The organism is Peteryoungia algae (genome assembly GCF_030369675.1).
Lineage (GTDB): Bacteria > Pseudomonadota > Alphaproteobacteria > Rhizobiales > Rhizobiaceae > Allorhizobium > Allorhizobium algae.
On record NZ_CP128477.1, the window covers coordinates 3,155,496 to 3,173,454 of the forward strand.

The following is a 17,959-nucleotide window of genomic DNA, read 5'->3' on the forward strand; positions in this document are numbered from 1 at the left end:
CGCGCCTGCAGAGCAGGGACGGCGGGGACAGCGAACTTCCCAACAAGTTTATTCAGATATTAGTTAAGTTTTAGCAATGACCGCTGCGTAGAAACCGTCAAGGCCGCCGAGGTCCGGCAACATGGCCGGCGTTGTCCGAAACTCTCCCTCCGGCGTGATCGCAGTTTCGAGACCCGGCCAGTCCGCCGGATTGATCGGCAACAACATCAAGCTCGGATCATCAGCGAGAACGCGCGAAACCACATCCTCCCCCTCGATCGGATCGATAGAACAGTTCGAAAAGACCAGTTGCCCGCCCGGCTTCAACAGCGTGAGGGCATGCCGAAGCAAGCCTTCCTGCACGGACGCAAGTTTCGTGATATCGCTGGGCTCCTTGGTCCAGAGCACGTCCGGGTGACGCCGCGTCGTGCCGGTAGACGAGCACGGCGCATCCAGGAGGATCGCGTCAAAGCTCTCCGGCACATCCATGGCCATCAGATTGACGCAACGAATTTCGGCCGTCAGCCCGAGCCGAGCGAGATTGCCCTCGAGCCGCTTCAGCCGCGACTTTGACTGCTCCACGGCAAGGACATCGCCGCCGGCCATGACCAATTGTGCCGTCTTGCCACCGGGGGCCGCACACAGATCCGCAACGCGTTTGCCGGAGAGATCCCCGAACAGCTGTGCAGGAAGAGCGGCAGCGGCGTCCTGCACCCACCAGGCGCCTTGATCGAAGCCCTCGAGCGAGGGGATCGATCCCTTAAATCTATCGAGCCGGATGCTGCCGGTCGGCATGACCTGTCCACCGAGCCTTTCAGCCCAGGCGCTGGCGTCGCTCTTGACGGTGAGGTCGATCGTCGGCGGCTCGAGCTGCGACGCGGCGATCGCCTGCGCATGCTCCTGACCATACACTGCCGTCAGTCGCTGCATGAACCAGTCGGGCATGCAGGGAAGATCCTCCACCGACGTGAGCAGGCCGGTCTTCTCGCGTCCGATCCTTCGGAGGATGGCATTGACAAGCTTGGCAAAGCGGCGGCTGCGCGGATCGCCGGACGCCTGCTCCACGGCAAGGTCCACCGCGGAATGGTCTGGAACATCGAGATAGAGCATCTGCGCGGCTGCCACGACCAGCAGGTGGTGAAGCGATCTCGCGCCTTCCGGCAAAGGATTGTCCAGGAGCTGTGCAATAATGGCATCGATCCGCGGCAGATGTCTGAGCGCACTCTGCAGGATCGCCTTGACGAGGCCGCGATCGGCATCGTTCAGCGGCAGAAAGGCCGGATTGCCGTGCTCCGGATCAAGCATACCGTCGAGCGAGGTCTTGCGATCGATCACGGCAGCCAGGATGCGAGTCGCGGCAATGCGCGCCTCAAGCCCCGGCTTCATGGACTGCCGGGACGATCTTTCCCCGTGGCCCCTGTTTCCCGCCTGTCTGTTTTTCGGTTTGCCCGTCGATGTGTCGCTCAAGACCATGGTCCCTTGGGTGGTTCGGCATTGCCGCGCCCCCAACCGGTGGTCGGAACGGAACGCGCAGTGCGCGTTGCCTTAACAGGGGCTTCAGGCGGCGTCGATCCCCCCGCGCGGATATCGGTCATGGCCAGCAGCGCCTCGATCCGGTTCCGGGTGTCCGGATGCGTGGAGAAAAGATTGTCCATCCGTTGGCCGTTCAAGGGATTGATGATGAACATGTGGGCGGTCGCTGGGTTACGTTCGGCAGCCGCGTTTTCGATCTGCGATGCGTCGCCCGCGATCTTCTGTAGCGCGGATGCGAGCCAGCGGGGCTGGCCACAGATCTCGGCGCCACGTCGATCGGCTGCATATTCCCGCGTTCGGCTGATTGCCATCTGGACCAGCATCGCCGCAAGCGGCGCCACGATCATGGCGATGATGACCCCGATGAAACCGAAGGGATTGTTGCGATCGTCGCGGCCGCTGGAGAACAGGAAGGCGAAGTTCGACAGCATCGAGATTGCGCCGGCAAGCGTTGCCGTAATCGTCATGGTGAGCGTATCGCGGTTCTCGATATGGGCGAGTTCATGGGCCATGACACCGGCCACTTCTTCCGGTGTCAGCCGCTGCAAGAGCCCGGTCGATGCCGCAACGGCGGCATTCTGCGGGTTTCTGCCCGTCGCAAAAGCGTTTGGCTGCGGATTGTCGAAGACATAGACCTTCGGCATCGGCAGGCCGGCATTGCGCGCCAGATCTCTCACCATGACGAAGAATTCTGGCGCTGTACGCTCATCGACTTCCTGTGCCCGATAGGCACGCAGCACCATCTTGTCCGAGTTCCAGTAGGAGAAGATATTCATGCCCGCCGCCACGACGAAGGCGATCATCATTCCGCCCCCACCGCCGATCAGAAAGCCGACGCCCATGAAGAGGGCTGTCATGAAGGCGAGCAGCATTGCAGTCCGCATTGTATTCATGTCGTGGTCCTCTAACAGCAGTGCGTCCGGCAATACTGTTGCCGTTTTCGCCTGTTGATTTAAAAAGCGGCGACCCCAATTTCAATGTTTGCGCATGAAATGGGGTCTCAGCAGAGGACGATGTGATGTCAGAAGATCGTGAAGCCGACCACGGCGGCGTGCAGGAACAGCCGCGTGAACTGAACCCAGCCGCAAAACGGGCACTCGCGGAAGCAGAGGAGCGACGCCGCAGGCAAGCATCTGCCGACATGCCCCCAGAGATCGGTGGCCGCGGTGGTGCGGATCCTGCGCGCTTCGGTGACTGGGAGATCAAGGGTCGCGCAATCGATTTCTGACAGGAAGAATTACCTATTGATCGCGGGAGCTGATCGGAATATGTTCCTATTATGTTCCGACCCCGCGCCGTTCTGATCCGATTTCTTGCAGCTGTCTCCCTGGGATCGCCAGTCTCGACAGAAGCCCATGATCTGTACGGCCCGGTAAAGGCGGACATTGTCCGCGTCGTCGATGGCGATACCATCCTGGTTGATGCACTGCCTTGGCCGAACCAGCGGATAAGGACTTATGTTCGACTACGCGGCATCGATTCCGCCGAGATGAATTCGCCGTGCCCCGCGTTTCGGCGATCGGCAAATCTGGCGAAGCAAGCGCTCGTCACAATGGTCGAAGGCCGGGAGAGTGTGACCCTGATGGCAATCACCGGCGACAAGTATTTTGGCAGGGTCGTCGCAACCCTCAAGACGGATGATGGCCGGGATCTCGCGCGTGAGCTCATGGAACGTGGGCTGGCTGAACCCTACGAGGGAAAGCGAAAGCTCAGGTCCGCCTGCCCCGGCTGACAAGTTGTATATGGATTGTGGACAATCACTGCCCGGGACTGCTTTATCACCACATGTCTATTGTTCGAGATTTTCGGCAGCGCTTCGCATTTCTGCTGCTTTCGCTTCTTTTAGCGCTCCACGGCCCTGCCACCGGTGCATGGGCAGCCAGTGCAGAATTAGCCGCACGAACCTGCAAACAGGTTTCGACCTGTGAGGACGCCGTGATTCTATGGTGCAACGGCCACCGACGCGCGGACGGAGATGGTGACGGCATTCCCTGTGAAAACGTCTGCTCCACACGGGAGCAGGTCAACGAGATCCGCCGCGTGATCGGATGCTGAAACACCGGGAGCCCTATGGGCCCCCGGTGATATGATCTTCGTCAGGCGCTCTTGTTCTGGCGATTGGCGATCAGATCGTCGACGACAGCAGGATCGGCCAGCGTCGAGGTATCTCCGAGCGCACCGAAATCGTCCTCGGCGATCTTGCGCAGGATGCGGCGCATGATCTTGCCCGAACGGGTCTTTGGCAGCCCCGGCGAGAACTGGATTTTGTCCGGCGTTGCGATCGGGCCGATTTCCGTGCGGACGTGTTTCACGAGGTCGGCGCGCAGGGCATCATTGCCCTCCTGTCCCGACATCAGAGTGACGTAGCAATAGATGCCCTGCCCCTTGATGCTGTGCGGATAGCCCACAACCGCCGCTTCCGACACGAGATGGTGCGACACCAGCGCCGATTCGACTTCAGCAGTGCCCAGGCGGTGGCCCGAAACGTTCAGCACATCATCCACGCGGCCGGTGATCCAATAGTACCCGTCCTCGTCACGACGGCAGCCGTCACCGGTGAAGTACTTGCCCTTGTAGGTCGAGAAATAGGTCTGCACGTAGCGATCGTGATCGCCATAGACGGACCGCGCCTGACCTGGCCAGCTGTCGGTGATGCAGAGATTGCCGTCGGTGGCCCCCTCCAGCACATTGCCTTCATTGTCGACCAGTTCCGGCTTCACGCCAAAGAACGGCTTGGATGCCGAGCCGGGCTTGAGCGCCGTTGCTCCCGGCAGCGGTGTGATCATGATGCCGCCGGTTTCGGTCTGCCACCAGGTATCCACGACCGGCGACTTCTGCTCGCCGACGACATTGTAGTACCACTCCCACGCTTCCGGATTGATCGGCTCGCCGACCGAGCCGAGAAGACGCAGCGAGGAGCGATCCGAACGTTTGACGAAATCGTCCCCGGCCCCCATCAGCGAACGAATGGCCGTCGGCGCCGTATAGAAGATATTGACCTTGTGCTTTTCGATCACTTCCCAGAACCGCCCCTGGTCGGGGAAGGTGGGAATACCTTCGAACATCAGCGTCGTGGCGCAGTTCGAAAGCGGGCCGTAGACGATGTAGGAGTGGCCGGTGACCCAGCCCACGTCGGCGGTGCACCAGTACACGTCCCCGTCTTGATAGTCGAAGACATATTCATGCGTCATCGAAGCATAGACGAGATAACCGCCCGTCGTGTGCATGACACCCTTGGGTTTTCCCGTCGAACCAGAGGTGTAGAGGATGAACAGCGGATCCTCCGCCTTCATCTTGACTGGCGGGCAATCTGGCTTGACCGTGTGCACTTCCTGGTGATGCCAGATGTCGCGGCCCGGGGCCCAGCCGATCTTGCCGCCGGTGCGGCGGACGACCAGAACCTTGTTGACGATGACATACTGCTTCGCTGCAATGTCGATGGCGATATCGGTGTTTTCCTTGAGCGGCACCGGCTTCCCACCGCGCACGCCCTCGTCGCAGGTGATCACAAATGTCGACTCGCAGTCGACGATGCGGCCTGCCAGAGCCTCCGGCGAAAAGCCGCCGAACACGACCGAATGTATTGCCCCGATGCGCGCACAGGCGAGCATTGCATAGGCAGCTTCCGGGATCATCGGCATGTAGATCGTGACGCGGTCGCCCTTCTTGACGCCGTGCTTCTTCAGCACGTTCGCCATGCGGCAGACATGCTCGTAAAGCTCGTTATAGGTGATCTTCTTGTCGATATAGGGATTATCACCTTCCCAGATGATGGCGGTCTGTTCGCCATGCGTCTTGAGGTGACGGTCGATACAGTTGTAGGAGACGTTCGTCAGGCCGTCCTCAAACCATTTGACCGGGACCCTCCCCTTGAATGAGGTGTTCTTGACCTTCGTGTAAGGCTTGAACCAATCGATGCGCTTGCCATGCTTGCCCCAGAACTTTTCTGGGTCTTCGATGCTCTCCTCATACCATTTCTGGTACTTGTCTTCATCGATCAGCGCGCGGGCTTTTGCCGATTTCAACACCGGATAGGTTTTGGCTGACATGAATTCCTCCTCATGTTGACGGGCCACTACTGGCGACCAGGACCGTCCTCCCCGGCCTATCGCCGACATTCATAGCAGCTGAAAAACGGCCAGCAATTAGACAAAGGTCATTCGTGACTTCGCGAATTGCAATTTCGTTACATAATCGCTATAAGGACGCCGAATTCCCGGAAATAGTGGTTTAAACCCACGGCCCGCGACAACCGGCGCGGACCCTCAGAAGGATTGTATCCATGGCCCAGACACTGCTCATGCCGAAGGCGACCGCTGTATGGCTCGTCGACAATACCGCGCTGTCATTCGACCAGATTGCGCAGTTCTGCAAGCTGCACCCGCTTGAGGTGAAGGCAATTGCGGACGGCGAAGCAGCACAGGGCATCAAGGGTCTCGACCCGATCGCAACCGGGCAGCTGTCGCGTGACGAAATCGCCCGGGCCGAAAAGGACGTGAACTACAAGCTCAAGATCTCCGAGCCGAAGGTGCGTGTCCCCGACTCGAAGCGCCGTGGCCCGCGTTACACGCCGGTTTCGAAGCGCCAGGATCGCCCGAATGCCATCCTCTGGCTCGTGCGCAATCATCCGGAACTGAAGGATGCCCAGATTTCTCGCCTCGTCGGCACGACGAAATCGACGATCGAGCAGATCCGCGACCGCACCCACTGGAACTCCGCCAACCTGGCGCCCATGGACCCCGTAACCCTTGGCCTTTGCAGCCAGATCGATCTCGACCTGGAAGTGGAAAAGGCATCCAAGGGCCGGCCACTCCCGACCGCCGCCGAACTCGGCGCGACCCTCCAGTCTACGAGCGAAACCGAGAACGCCGGTTTCAGCTATGAGCGCGAGGAAGAGAAGGAAATCGACGCCAACGCTGTCTTTGCCAAGCTCCAGTCGCTGAAATCCGATCGTCCAAGCGACGAGGAAGACGATCAATACTGATCAATTGCGACGCGTATTTTGCCCCGGCTGCTCATTGCGGCCGGGGTTTTTTATTGCCCGAAGTTAAGCTCAGGCGCTTGCGGCAGATGTGGCCGACGCAGAGACCTGTCCATGCGCCTGCAGAACGGCGGTGATTTCGTCCAGGATTGCAGGGTCGTCGATCGTCGCTGGCATCTTCCAGGGCAAACCATCCGCAATCTTCTGCATGGTACCCCGCAGGATTTTGCCCGATCGGGTCTTCGGCAGGCGATCGACCATCAGCACCATCTTGAAGGCCGCCACGGGACCGATCTCGTCACGCACCAGCTGAACGATTTCCTTCGCGATCAGGGCATGGTCGCGATGCACATTCTTCTTCAGCACCAGAAAGCCGCAGGGGATCTGGCCCTTGAGTTCGTCGGCAATCCCGATGACCGCGCATTCGGCCACATCCGGATGCATGGCACAGACCTCTTCCATGCCCCCGGTAGACAGGCGGTGCCCGGCGCAGACAGCCGTTGATGACGCCGGCATGTCGTCGGTCCGGGCCACGACCGGAAGCGCTCATCCCATCCAGACAAAGCTTGGCGACATAGCCGTCCTCGTCAATGACGCCGGCATCCGTTGGAGATCCGTCACCGAAGCAGTCCAAGACCCGCCGTGTAGTAGCCCGGGAATTCTTCGAGGCACGACGACCGGAAGCGCTCATCCGCATTCCAGAATGTGACGAGACACCCAGGGGGTAGGGGAAGCTTGGCGACTATGTTTCCGAGCGTCCCCGCTGCGACGGGATGTCCCGCATCATCAAGCACGTCGAGCGCATAGCCGGGCATGGCCTTCGTTGGAGATCCATGTTTCACGGGAAGCAGTCCAAGACCCGCCGGATTGGCCGCAATCGCCCAGCCTGTCTCCGTCTGCCACCAGTGGTCGACCACCGGGATCTTGAGGATCCGCTCGGCCCATTTCAAGGTTTCGGGATCAGCCCGCTCGCCAGCGAGGAAAAGAGCTCTCAGCCCGGACAAGTCGTGGCGGGCAACATGGTCACCCTCGGGATCGTCGCGTCGGATCGCACGAAAGGCTGTTGGCGCCGTGAAGAGAACCTTCACATCGTGATCACTCACCACCCGCCAGAATGTGCCCGCATCCGGCGTGCCCACAGGTTTGCCTTCGAAGACGACCGTGGCATTGCCCGCCAGCAGTGGGCCATAGACGATATAGGAATGGCCGACGACCCAGCCGATATCCGACGCGGCCCAGAACACCTCGCCAGGCTTGACACCATATATATTCGCCATCGTCCAGTTGAGGGCGACCATATGCCCCCCATTGTCGCGTACCACCCCCTTGGGCTGGCCTGTCGTGCCGGAGGTGTAGAGAATATAGAGCGGGTCGGTTGCCGCAACCGGCACACAGTCGACGGTGACGCCGTTGATCTTCTCCTGCTCCATCGCCAGGGCAAGATCCACGTCGCCATGCTCATATCGCAGCGGCGCATGATATTGGTCGCGTTGCAGCACGAGGCAGTAATCCGGCTTGACCTTCGCCATGTCGACGGCTTGGTCCAGCAGAGGTTTGTAAGGAACGACCCGTCCCGGTTCGAGGCCGCAGCTCGCGCCGATGACAACCTTAGCACCAGAATCGTCGATGCGCGTGGCAAGCTCATGCGCTGCAAACCCGCCAAAGACGACGGAATGCACTGCACCGATGCGGGCGCAGGCAAGCATCGAGAAAACGGCCTCCGGGATCATCGGCATGTAGATGATCACCCGATCGCCTTTGACCACTCCATGATTGCGCAGCACAGCGGCGATCGCCGAAACTTCGACAAGCATCTGGTCATAGCTGTAGCGCGCCGTCTGACCGGTCATCGGGCTGTCGTAAATGACCGCCGTCTCTGCACCCCGGCCCGCCGCGATGTGTCGGTCTATGCAGTTGAAGCAGGTATTTGTCTCGCCACCCGTAAACCAGCGGCCATAGCTACCTTCCAAAGGGTTGAAGACGGCCTCGGGCGCCTTGTACCAATGGATCTGTTCCGCAGCGGCGCCCCAGAAGCCCTCCGGGTTCGCCTCCCAGGAGTCATAGATGTCCTGATAGTTCTCGCGCATGTCGATCCTCCCATGACAACGCATCGGCTTTCGCCTTTGCGATCATTTTAGGATCGACGGGGAGGGGAGGGAAGAGAGACCAAAGCGCTATGCCGAAGGTCTAAGGCGAACTAGCGCACGCCAAAAATCGCCGACCCCACGCGGACGCTCGTTGCGCCGAAGCCGATGGCGGTCTCGAAATCACCCGACATCCCCATGGAAAGCTTCGACAGGCTGTTCTCATCCGCGAGCTTGGCGAGCAGAGCAAAGTGCGGTCCGGGATTTTCGTCGGCCGGCGGGATACACATCATGCCCTCGATCCGCATCGATAGCTCATCCCTGCAAAGCGCGACGAAAGAAGCCACATCGTCAGGCGCGATGCCCGCCTTCTGAGGCTCAAGGCCTGTGTTGACCTGAATGTAGAAGCGGATCTCACGACCCTGCCGCCTGACTTCCTCAGCCAATGCGCGCGCAATTTTTTCCCGGTCAACCGTTTCGATGACGTCGAACAGCGCCACCGCTTCTGCCGCCTTGTTGGACTGCAGGGGACCGATGAGGTGAAGCTCGATGTCCGGGGCTTGCGCTCTCAACCCAGGCCACTTGCCCTGTGCCTCCTGCACCCGGTTCTCTCCGAAAACCCGCTGCCCGGCATCGATGGTTGGGCGGATGTGCTCCGCATCAAAGGTCTTCGATACCGCAACAAGAGAGATGGAATCCGGCTCACGACCGGCTTCCGCCGCCGCTTTTGCAATCTTGCTCCGAACATCCTGAAGCCGCTCTTCAACCGTCATGCCTACCCTCGTCATTACCTGACCGATATCTGGCGTCACCAGACCTTTCTACAAGGGGGTAATCGCTCGCTCCGGCTATGGCAAGCACTCGCCCGGAAAGGCCGCGCGGATGCCTCAAAAACTTGACGCTTGGCCGGTTTCATGATGAAGGTCGGCCCTCTCTTTTTGATGCTTATTCCCGGAAATGCGATCCATGGCTACCGAACGTTACAATCCGCGCGACGCCGAGCCCCGTTGGCAGGCGAAATGGGCCGAAGACAAGGTCTTCGAGACCGACAATGCCGATCCGCGCGAGAAATACTACGTCCTCGAGATGTTCCCCTATCCCTCCGGGCGCATCCACATGGGTCACGTCCGCAACTATGCGATGGGCGATGTCGTGGCACGCTATAAGCGTGCCCGCGGCTACAACGTGCTTCATCCGATGGGCTGGGACGCCTTCGGCATGCCCGCTGAAAATGCGGCCATGAAGAACAAGGTTCATCCCAAGGCCTGGACCTATGAAAACATTGCCACCATGCGTGGTCAGCTGAAATCGATGGGTCTGTCGCTCGACTGGTCGCGCGAATTCGCCACCTGCGACGTCGATTACTACCATCGCCAGCAACACCTCTTCCTGGATTTCCTGGAAAAGGGCCTCGTTTATCGCAAGAATTCCAAGGTCAACTGGGACCCCGAGGATATGACCGTGCTCGCCAACGAGCAGGTCATCGACGGTCGCGGTTGGCGCTCCGGCGCACTCGTTGAACAGCGCGAGCTGACGCAGTGGTTCTTCAAGATCACCGACTTCAGCCAGGATCTGCTCGACGCACTCGAAGATCTCGATCAGTGGCCGGAAAAGGTCCGGTTGATGCAGAAGAACTGGATTGGCCGTTCTGAAGGCATGGCGGTGCGCTGGGAAGTCGCATCCGGCAGTGAAGCCAGCGAAGTCACCGTCTACACAACCCGTCCAGACACGCTGTTTGGCGCCTCCTTCCTGGCGATCGCAGCGGATCATCCCATGGCGAAGGAAGTGGCTGCGCGCAACGAAGCGATCGACGCTTTCTGCCAGGAATGCCGCAACGCCGGCACGTCTCTGGCAGCGCTTGAGACCGCCGAGAAAAAGGGCATCGATACCGGCATCCGCGTGAAACATCCGCTCGACCCGAGCTGGGAGTTGCCGGTCTATGTCGCCAACTTCGTCCTGATGGAATACGGAACGGGAGCCATCTTCGGCTGCCCTTCCGGAGACCAGCGCGACCTGGACTTCGCCCGCAAATATGATTTGCCGGTCGTGGCGGTTGTCATGCCTGGGGATGGTGATGCCGCAAGCTTTGAGATTGGGGACACTGCCTTCACCGACGACGGGGTGATGATCAACTCGCGCTTCCTGGATGGGCTTTCGACCACCGAAGCCTTCGAAGAGGTTGCTAACCGACTGTCGTCGCAGCAGCTGAACGGCGCCCCGCAAGGCGAACGCAAGGTCAACTTCCGTCTGCGCGACTGGGGCATCTCCCGTCAGCGCTACTGGGGTTGCCCAATCCCCGTCATCCATTGCGACGATTGTGGCGTCGTACCGGTCCCGAAGAAGGATCTGCCGGTCAAGCTGCCGGACGACGTCAGCTTCGACAAGCCTGGCAATCCGCTCGATCGCCATGCCAGCTGGCGGCATGTCGCCTGCCCGTGCTGCGGCAAGGATGCCCGTCGTGAGACGGACACGATGGACACTTTCGTCGATTCCAGCTGGTACTTCGCCCGCTTCACCGCCCCGTGGGAAGACAATCCGACGGATCCGGCGGTCGCCAGCCATTGGCTGCCAGTCGATCAGTACATCGGCGGCATCGAGCACGCGATCCTTCACCTGCTCTATTCCCGTTTCTTCACGCGAGCCATGCAGGAAACGGGGCATGTCGGACTGAAGGAGCCTTTCAAGGGTCTCTTCACCCAGGGCATGGTGGTTCACGAGACCTACAGCATTGGCGAAGGACTTCAGCGCGAATGGGTGGCGCCGGCGGATCTGCGGATCGACGAAACCGACGGAACGCGTCGCGCTTACCTGCTGAGCAGTGACCAGGAAGCGAAAATCGGCTCGATCGAGAAGATGTCGAAGTCGAAGAAGAATGTTGTCGATCCAGATGACATCATCGATTCCTATGGTGCAGACACCGCACGCTTCTTCGTTCTCTCGGACTCCCCCCCGGACCGCGACGTGATCTGGTCGGAGTCGGGCGTCGAGGGCGCACACCGCTTCGTCCAGCGTGTCTGGCGACTGATTTCAGAAGCAGCGGAACGTCTCAACTCAGTTGCTCCGAATCCGGCTAAGGACGGGGACGGGCTCCCGGTCTCTCAGATCGCGCACAAGACGCTCAAGGCCGTTCAGGGTGATCTGGACAAATTGGCCTTCAACAAGGCGATCGCACGTATCTACGAGCTCGTGAATTCATTGGCTGCGCCGCTGACGAATGTCGCGGCAGGGCAGGGTGATGCAAGCTATGTTGCGGCCGTCCGCAACGCCGCGGAGATCCTGATCCAGCTCATAGCGCCGATGACCCCACATCTCGCCGAGGAAGCCTGGTCCGTCCTTGGAAATCAGGGGCTGGTTGCCCAGGCCGCATGGCCGCAGTTTGATGAAGCACTGGTTGCCGAAAACGAGATTGTTTTGCCTGTGCAGATCAATGGCAAGAAGCGCGCCGAATTGACAATCGCGCGCGACGCAGACCAGAATGCAGTCCAGGAAGCCGTGTTGGATCTCGACGCCGTCAAGGCCGTCCTCAACGGTCAGGCCCCGAAGAAGATCATCGTTGTCCCGCTAAGGATCGTGAATATTGTCCTGTGAACTCAAGCCATCCACAGTGCTTCGGCGCTCGCTTCTGATTGGTGCGGCCTTGCTTCTCGCAGGCTGCCAGGCGCGTCCTCTTTACCAGGACGCCAATGGTGAAGCGCGAGGCGCTCTGGCGGCAATAGCCTATTCCGAGGCCTCCAGCCGCGTTGGGCTCGAGACTCGCAACCGTCTGATCTTCCTCACCAGTGGCGGTGATCAATCCAAGACACCCGAATACAGCCTGGATCTGACGGTCAGCGGTGGTGTCGAAGGGGTCCTTCTCGAAGAAGGAGCCGATACACCCAATGCTGGACGTGCCGCCATTGTCGGCACCTACACGCTCAAGCGGATTTCAGACGACACAGTGCTGAAAACCGGCAGGCGAACAGCTGTTGCACTTTTCGATTACCCGAGACAAGAATTCGCAAAGTTGCGGTCCGCACGCGACGCGGAAACTCGTGCTGCGCGGGAACTTGCGGAACTCATCTATGCCGATCTTGCCATGGCGCTCAGTCGCTGACTGCGGCCATGAGTGAAATCAAGTCTCACGAGTTCGATGGATTTTTCCAGAAATCGGTCCGGCATTACCGAATTTTCGTCATCTATGGTCCTGATCGCGGTCTCGTTGCAGAGCGCGGAGCGCAGATAGCGAAGTCCACGGGTGTGGATTTTGCAGACGGGTTTGCACTGATCAAGCTCGATGCGTCCGATATTCAGTCCGATCCAGGTCGCTTGCTCGACGAAGTCAATGCCTTCGGCCTCTTCGGAGGGGAAAAGCTCATCTGGATCCGTGGGGCGGCGAACGAAAAGCAGCTGGTCGACGGTCTGGGGCATATAGCTTCGCAGCCTCCCGAGGGTAGTTATGTGCTCGTCGAGGCCGGTGATCTCAAGAAGGGCTCGGCCCTTCGCAAGGTCGCCGAGAGTGAGCGCAGCATTGCCTGCATCGCCTGCTACCAGGATGACGCCAGGGCACTCAACGGCTTGATCGACACAGAGCTGGCAGCGTCAAACATGCGGATCACACCCGCCGCAAGACAATTGCTGCTCGACTCGATTGGCGGCGATCGCATTGCGTCTCGCAACGAAGTTCAGAAGCTGATCCTGTACTGCATGAAGGATGAGCTGATCGACGAAGCACACGTCCTCGACATTGTCGGGGATGCCAGCGCAGTCTCGATAGACGAAGTCGTGGATGCCGTTCTTGCTGGCGATCCGGATGGCTTCCTGCACGCCGTACAGAAGGTCATCGCATCAAAGACTGCGGTTTTTCTCGTCCTGCAAGGTACGATGAAGCAATTGCAAAGCCTGGAATTGATGCGCCTTGAGATGGAGGAGCGGCAACAGCAAGCCCCTCAGGTCATGCAAACCCTCGGGCGCGGCATTCATTTCAAGCGCAAGCCGGTTGTCGAGAAAGCGTTACGGAACTGGAACAGTTCTGACCTTGCGCGCGAGACTGCTCGTTTGAATTCGGCAATCCTCCAAAGCCGGCAGAACGCATCTCTCGAGGACGACGTCGCGATCCAGACACTGCTCGCCACAACCCTGCAATCGGCGCGGCGCAATAGACGGACCTGATCAGCGCGCTTCCAAGAGCCGGCAAATCTCTTCCAGCTGATCGAGTGTCTTGTAATTGATCTTCAGCTGTCCGCCGCCGCCCTTATGGCTGATTGAGACGGAAAGCCCGAGCCGGTCGGAGAGGCTCCGCTCCAACGCAATCGTATCCGAATCCTTCGGCTCCCGATTTTCGGCGGGCGCCGGATCATGCTGTGCCTTGATATGGTTTTGTGCCAGCTTCTCCGCATCGCGAACGGAAAGGCCCTTTTGGGCGATCGTCTTGGCCAGGGTTACCGGGTCAGGCGTCGAAACCAGGGCTCTCGCATGCCCTGCAGACAGGCTGCCATCCGCCAGCATGTCACGCACCGGATCAGGCAGCTTCAGCAAGCGCAGACTGTTGGCGACGTGGCTTCTGCTCTTGCCGATGATCTCACCGAGATCGTTCTGGGTATAGCCGTGCTCGGCGATCAGCTGCTCGTAACCCAATGCTTCTTCCAGTGGGTTGAGATCGGCGCGCTGGACGTTTTCGACGATAGCCAGCTCAAGTGCGGTCCGGTCATCGACATCACGAACAATAACCGGGATCTCCACGAGACCGGCCAACTGCGCAGCGCGCCAGCGCCGCTCGCCTGCAATGATCTCATAGCGATCCATGCTGATGGTACGCACGACGACGGGCTGAACTATGCCATGCTGCCGAATCGAACCAGCAAGATCCTGCAATTCTGCTTCATCGAAATATCGACGGGGGTTTTTTGGACTGCGGGCAACGAATTCAATGGGGATCGTACGATCGGGATTGACCGTCGAACGGGGCTCACCGACCGGAACAGGCTGATCCATTTCCCCGATCAGCGCCGCAAGTCCACGGCCGAGGCGCCTTTTCGATACGTCTTCGCTCATACTCATACACCCTTATACGAATTTTAGGCTGCCTTGCGCTGCCGCTCACGCTGAATGACTTCCGAAGCAAGCTGCAGGTAGGCCTGGCTGCCGGCGCATTTGAGGTCATAAAGAATAGCCGGCTTACCATATGAAGGCGCTTCAGAGACTCGAACATTGCGAGGGATCAGTGTCGTATAGACCTTCTCACCCAGATGTTCGCGAACATCGCTGACGACTTGCTGTGCCAGATTGTTGCGGGAATCGAACATGGTCAGAACGATACCCTGGATGTCGAGAGTCGGATTGACCGTCTGACGCACCTGGTTGATCGTATCGAGCAACTGGCTGAGCCCTTCGAGGGCAAAAAACTCGCATTGAAGCGGCACAAGCACGGAATGGGCGGCGGCCATGGCGTTCATGGTCAGCAAATTGAAGGAAGGCGGGCAATCCAAGAGCACATAGCTGTAGCTACGCGCGTCATCCAGATTGAGTGCCTTCTTGAGCCGGAACACCCGGTCCGGCTGCTGCGAGATCTCCATCTCGAAACCGAGGAGATCCATGGTCGAAGGCACGATGGAAAGGTTCGGCACGGCTGTTTCGAGCACAGCCTCGGATACGGTATGGGTTCCGATCAGAACATCATAGGACGAAAGACGGCGCGCACGCCGGTCTATTCCGAGACCAGTGCTTGCATTGCCCTGGGGATCCAGATCGACAATGAGAACGCGCTCGCCAATTGCTGCGAGAGCGGTCGCCAGATTAATGGCTGTTGTCGTCTTGCCCACACCACCCTTTTGGTTGGCGATGGTGATGATGCGGTTTTTTTCGAGACTCATTTGGCACCCGAAGCGTTAAACCCTGCGCGTGAGCGAGGCAATTTCCAAGATTACGGAGTCCGTCTCGACCACGCTCTGGTGTTCTACCAGATCGAAGTCCCAGCCACCACGCGCTTTATCGACTTCGGATCGATAATCCCGTCCTTTGTGGAAGATCAGCTTGATGTCGGGCTTTCTTGTCGTCCATGGCTGGACGTATTCGAAGAGCTGACCAAGTTCAGCCAGTGCACGCGCGGAGATGAAGTCTGGGGCTGGAAGTGTTTTCGCGGCGTTTTCGATCCTGACAGGATGAACCGCACCTCTGCCACCGGTTTCGGCAAGCGCCATGCGCAAGAAACTGCATTTCTTCTGGTTGCTTTCGACCAGATCGATCCATCCCTCTTGTTCTTCCGCCAGAAGGATTGCCGTGACGATTCCCGGAAAGCCACCGCCACTGCCGAGGTCGATCCAGCGTCCGGAAATCTCGATAACGTTACGGAGTTGCAACGAGTCGACAATGTGCCGCGTCCACAGCTGCTCGATCGTCGACGGTGCGATCAGGTTGATGCTTTTCGACCATTTGAGGAAGAGTTTTGCAAAGCGTTCGAGCCGCTCCTGCGTTTCACGTGAAACAATGAGGTTATATTCAGCGCCGGGGAAGTTCTGCATTCACGAAGCCAAGCCAATTGGAGGAACCTTGCGGAGGTGCACAAGCAACAGCGCAACGGCGGCCGGAGTCATGCCTTCGATCCGTGAAGCCTGCGCGACATTCAATGGCCGCTGCGCTGCCAACTTGGACTTGAGCTCGTTGGATAGACCCGACAGCGCCATATAGTCAAAATCCCCGGGAATTGGTCTGTCTTCTTCCGCCCGCACACTGAGAACATCCGCATTTTGCCGCTCCAGGTAGACGTGATAAAGACAATCAATCGCTACCAGATCCGCGACCTTACGATCCGTGCGTGCAAGATCCGGCCAGATCCGAACAATGTCGTCCCAGGAGCGATCCGGATAAGACAAGACCTCTCGCGCGGACCTGCGCCGACCGTCCTGGTTGACTGGAACGCCTGCTGTGGTCATCTCTGCTGGGGAAGCAACAAGCGTCTCGAGTTTGGCATAGAGCTCCAGGCGCGCAGTTTCGTAATCTCTGAATTTCTGTCGTCTCTCGGAACGCACACAGCCCAGCTCGATCCCGAGCGGCGTAAGACGCATATCGGCATTGTCCGCTCTCAGCGAGAGACGGTATTCGGCACGAGAGGTGAACATCCGATAGGGTTCCGCAACCCCACGCGACGTCAGATCGTCGATCATCACACCAATATAGGAATCAGTACGACTAAAAGAGGTCGCATTATTGCCGGCGGCAAGACGGGCAGCATTCAAACCGGCGAGCAAACCCTGTGCACCAGCCTCTTCATATCCGGTTGTTCCATTGATCTGCCCCGCGAGAAAGAGACCCTGCGCGCCTTTGACCGCGAGCGAAAGGTCAAGCTGCTGCGGATCGACGAAGTCATATTCAATTGCATAGCCGGGCTGAAGAATTTCGACGGATTCGAGTCCGGGAATGGATCGAATGAACGCGCATTGCACGTCTTCAGGCAGAGAGGTCGAGATCCCGTTCGGATAGACGGTATCGTCGTCAAGGCCTTCTGGCTCCAGAAAAATCTGATGACCATCGCGATCGCCAAACCGGTTGATCTTGTCCTCGATGGAAGGGCAATACCGCGGACCGACCCCCTCGATCTGTCCCGAATACATCGCAGACCGATGCATGTTTTCCCGAATGATACGATGGGTATCCGGCGTCGTTCGCGTGATCCCACAGGCAATCTGCGGAGTCGAGATTGAATCCGTCAGGAAGGAAAAGGGAATAGGGTCGGCATCCGCCTCCTGCATCTCCAGGATGCCCCAGTTGATCGTCTTGCGGTCCAGCCTCGCCGGAGTACCCGTCTTCAAGCGTCCCAGTTTCAGACCAAGAGCGGTTAGATCGGCGCTCAAACCGAGAGCAGGGGGCTCGCCCGCGCGGCCTGCAGGAATTTTTCGGTCTCCGATATGAATCAGGCCATTCAGAAACGTACCCGTCGTCAGGACAACTGCGGCGGAACGAAGTGACCGTCCATCATCAAGGATAACTCCTTTTATTTCGGAGGAGTCACGAACGAGTCCGGTAACGCCAGCTTCGAGGACGTGAACATTCTCATATTCGGACAGGAGTCTTTGCACCGCCTGTCTGTAAAGCTTTCGGTCAGCCTGCGTGCGAGGGCCCCAGACGGCCGGGCCTTTTTTCCGGTTCAGCATGCGGAACTGAATTCCGCCCAGATCAGCCGCGCGGCCCATGATGCCGTCGAGTGCATCGATTTCCCGAACGAGATGGCCCTTTCCAAGTCCTCCAATCGCAGGATTGCAGGACATTACCCCTATCGTATCAGCTCGATGGGTCACCAGCGCTGTCTTTGCGCCCATGCGTGCAGCAGCGGCGGCAGCCTCTGTGCCAGCATGACCGCCACCAACCACGATCACATCGTATGTATTGTCAGACATGCTCTGATAAACCT

Annotated in this window: 15 protein-coding genes and 1 pseudogene; 7 read left to right on the forward strand and 9 right to left on the reverse strand. The window is 59.0% G+C overall.

Annotated features, from left to right (window positions below; translation table 11 throughout):
* Positions 1-63 precede the first annotated feature (63 nt).
* Positions 64-1,452 (reverse strand): RsmB/NOP family class I SAM-dependent RNA methyltransferase, encoded by a 1,389-nt coding sequence (locus QTL56_RS14980; RefSeq protein ID WP_245137251.1) that lies wholly within the window; start codon positions 1,450-1,452, stop codon positions 64-66.
* Positions 1,443-2,405 (reverse strand): zinc metalloprotease HtpX, encoded by a 963-nt coding sequence (htpX, locus tag QTL56_RS14985; protein ID WP_245137250.1) that lies wholly within the window; start codon positions 2,403-2,405, stop codon positions 1,443-1,445. The genes QTL56_RS14980 and htpX overlap by 10 nt, the downstream gene beginning before the upstream one ends.
* Positions 2,406-2,530: 125 nt before the next feature.
* Here htpX and QTL56_RS14990 point away from each other — a divergent pair, with 125 nt between their 5' ends.
* From QTL56_RS14990 to QTL56_RS20955, 3 genes are read left to right on the forward strand one after another with little or no spacing between them, the layout of a single operon-like run.
* Positions 2,531-2,740, forward strand: coding sequence for a DUF1674 domain-containing protein (locus tag QTL56_RS14990; RefSeq protein WP_245137249.1), 210 nt, complete (start codon positions 2,531-2,533; stop codon positions 2,738-2,740).
* 51 nt (positions 2,741-2,791) lie between these two features.
* Positions 2,792-3,244: a thermonuclease family protein gene (locus QTL56_RS14995; protein WP_245137248.1), complete on the forward strand. Its 453-nt coding sequence runs from the start codon at positions 2,792-2,794 to the stop codon at positions 3,242-3,244.
* Between the two features lie 53 nt (positions 3,245-3,297).
* Complete coding sequence (locus QTL56_RS20955) at positions 3,298-3,567, forward strand: excalibur calcium-binding domain-containing protein (RefSeq protein ID WP_245137247.1); 270 nt, start codon at positions 3,298-3,300, stop codon at positions 3,565-3,567.
* A 41-nt stretch (positions 3,568-3,608) separates the two neighbouring features.
* Here the strand turns inward: QTL56_RS20955 and acs are convergent, their stop codons facing one another.
* The gene (gene acs, locus QTL56_RS15005; RefSeq protein WP_245137246.1) at positions 3,609-5,561 is read right to left on the reverse strand and encodes an acetate--CoA ligase; all 1,953 of its coding nucleotides are present in this window, start codon (positions 5,559-5,561) and stop codon (positions 3,609-3,611) included.
* Positions 5,562-5,794: 233 nt separating this feature from the next.
* On the opposite strand from acs, the gene QTL56_RS15010 reads away from it, so the two are divergent.
* Positions 5,795-6,496, forward strand: a complete 702-nt coding sequence (locus QTL56_RS15010; RefSeq protein WP_229575311.1) for a DUF1013 domain-containing protein — start codon at positions 5,795-5,797, stop codon at positions 6,494-6,496.
* Between the two features lie 69 nt (positions 6,497-6,565).
* Here the strand turns inward: QTL56_RS15010 and QTL56_RS15015 are convergent.
* Both QTL56_RS15015 and QTL56_RS15020 read right to left on the reverse strand, forming a co-directional pair.
* Positions 6,566-8,580: pseudogene (locus QTL56_RS15015) on the reverse strand (AMP-binding protein).
* Positions 8,581-8,690: 110 nt separating this feature from the next.
* Entirely contained in the window at positions 8,691-9,350 is a 660-nt protein-coding gene (locus QTL56_RS15020; RefSeq protein WP_229575313.1) for a YggS family pyridoxal phosphate-dependent enzyme, read from the reverse strand.
* A gap of 193 nt (positions 9,351-9,543) precedes the next feature.
* Here QTL56_RS15020 and leuS point away from each other — a divergent pair, with 193 nt between their 5' ends.
* Genes leuS through holA form a run of 3 tightly spaced genes read left to right on the forward strand, consistent with a single transcriptional unit; the run spans position 9,544 to position 13,725 of the window.
* A complete protein-coding gene (gene leuS / locus QTL56_RS15025) occupies positions 9,544-12,165 on the forward strand; it encodes a leucine--tRNA ligase (protein WP_245137245.1) in 2,622 nt (873 codons plus the stop codon).
* Positions 12,155-12,670 carry a hypothetical protein gene (locus QTL56_RS15030; protein ID WP_245137244.1) on the forward strand — a complete coding sequence of 172 codons (516 nt, stop codon included), beginning with the start codon at positions 12,155-12,157 and terminating at the stop codon, positions 12,668-12,670. The genes leuS and QTL56_RS15030 overlap by 11 nt, the downstream gene beginning before the upstream one ends.
* A gap of 8 nt (positions 12,671-12,678) precedes the next feature.
* Positions 12,679-13,725, forward strand: coding sequence for a DNA polymerase III subunit delta (gene holA, locus QTL56_RS15035; protein WP_245137243.1), 1,047 nt, complete (start codon positions 12,679-12,681; stop codon positions 13,723-13,725).
* On the opposite strand, the gene QTL56_RS15040 is transcribed toward holA, so the two are convergent.
* From QTL56_RS15040 to mnmG, 4 genes are read right to left on the reverse strand one after another with little or no spacing between them, the layout of a single operon-like run.
* On the reverse strand, positions 13,726-14,607 hold the full coding sequence (locus tag QTL56_RS15040) for a ParB/RepB/Spo0J family partition protein (RefSeq protein ID WP_229575317.1): 882 nt from the start codon (positions 14,605-14,607) through the stop codon (positions 13,726-13,728).
* Between the two features lie 23 nt (positions 14,608-14,630).
* Positions 14,631-15,425 carry a ParA family protein gene (locus QTL56_RS15045; protein ID WP_229575318.1) on the reverse strand — a complete coding sequence of 265 codons (795 nt, stop codon included), beginning with the start codon at positions 15,423-15,425 and terminating at the stop codon, positions 14,631-14,633.
* A gap of 15 nt (positions 15,426-15,440) precedes the next feature.
* Positions 15,441-16,073 (reverse strand): 16S rRNA (guanine(527)-N(7))-methyltransferase RsmG, encoded by a 633-nt coding sequence (rsmG, locus tag QTL56_RS15050; RefSeq protein WP_245137242.1) that lies wholly within the window; start codon positions 16,071-16,073, stop codon positions 15,441-15,443.
* A complete protein-coding gene (gene mnmG / locus QTL56_RS15055) occupies positions 16,074-17,945 on the reverse strand; it encodes a tRNA uridine-5-carboxymethylaminomethyl(34) synthesis enzyme MnmG (protein ID WP_245137241.1) in 1,872 nt (623 codons plus the stop codon). It abuts the gene before it with no gap.
* Positions 17,946-17,959 lie beyond the last annotated feature (14 nt).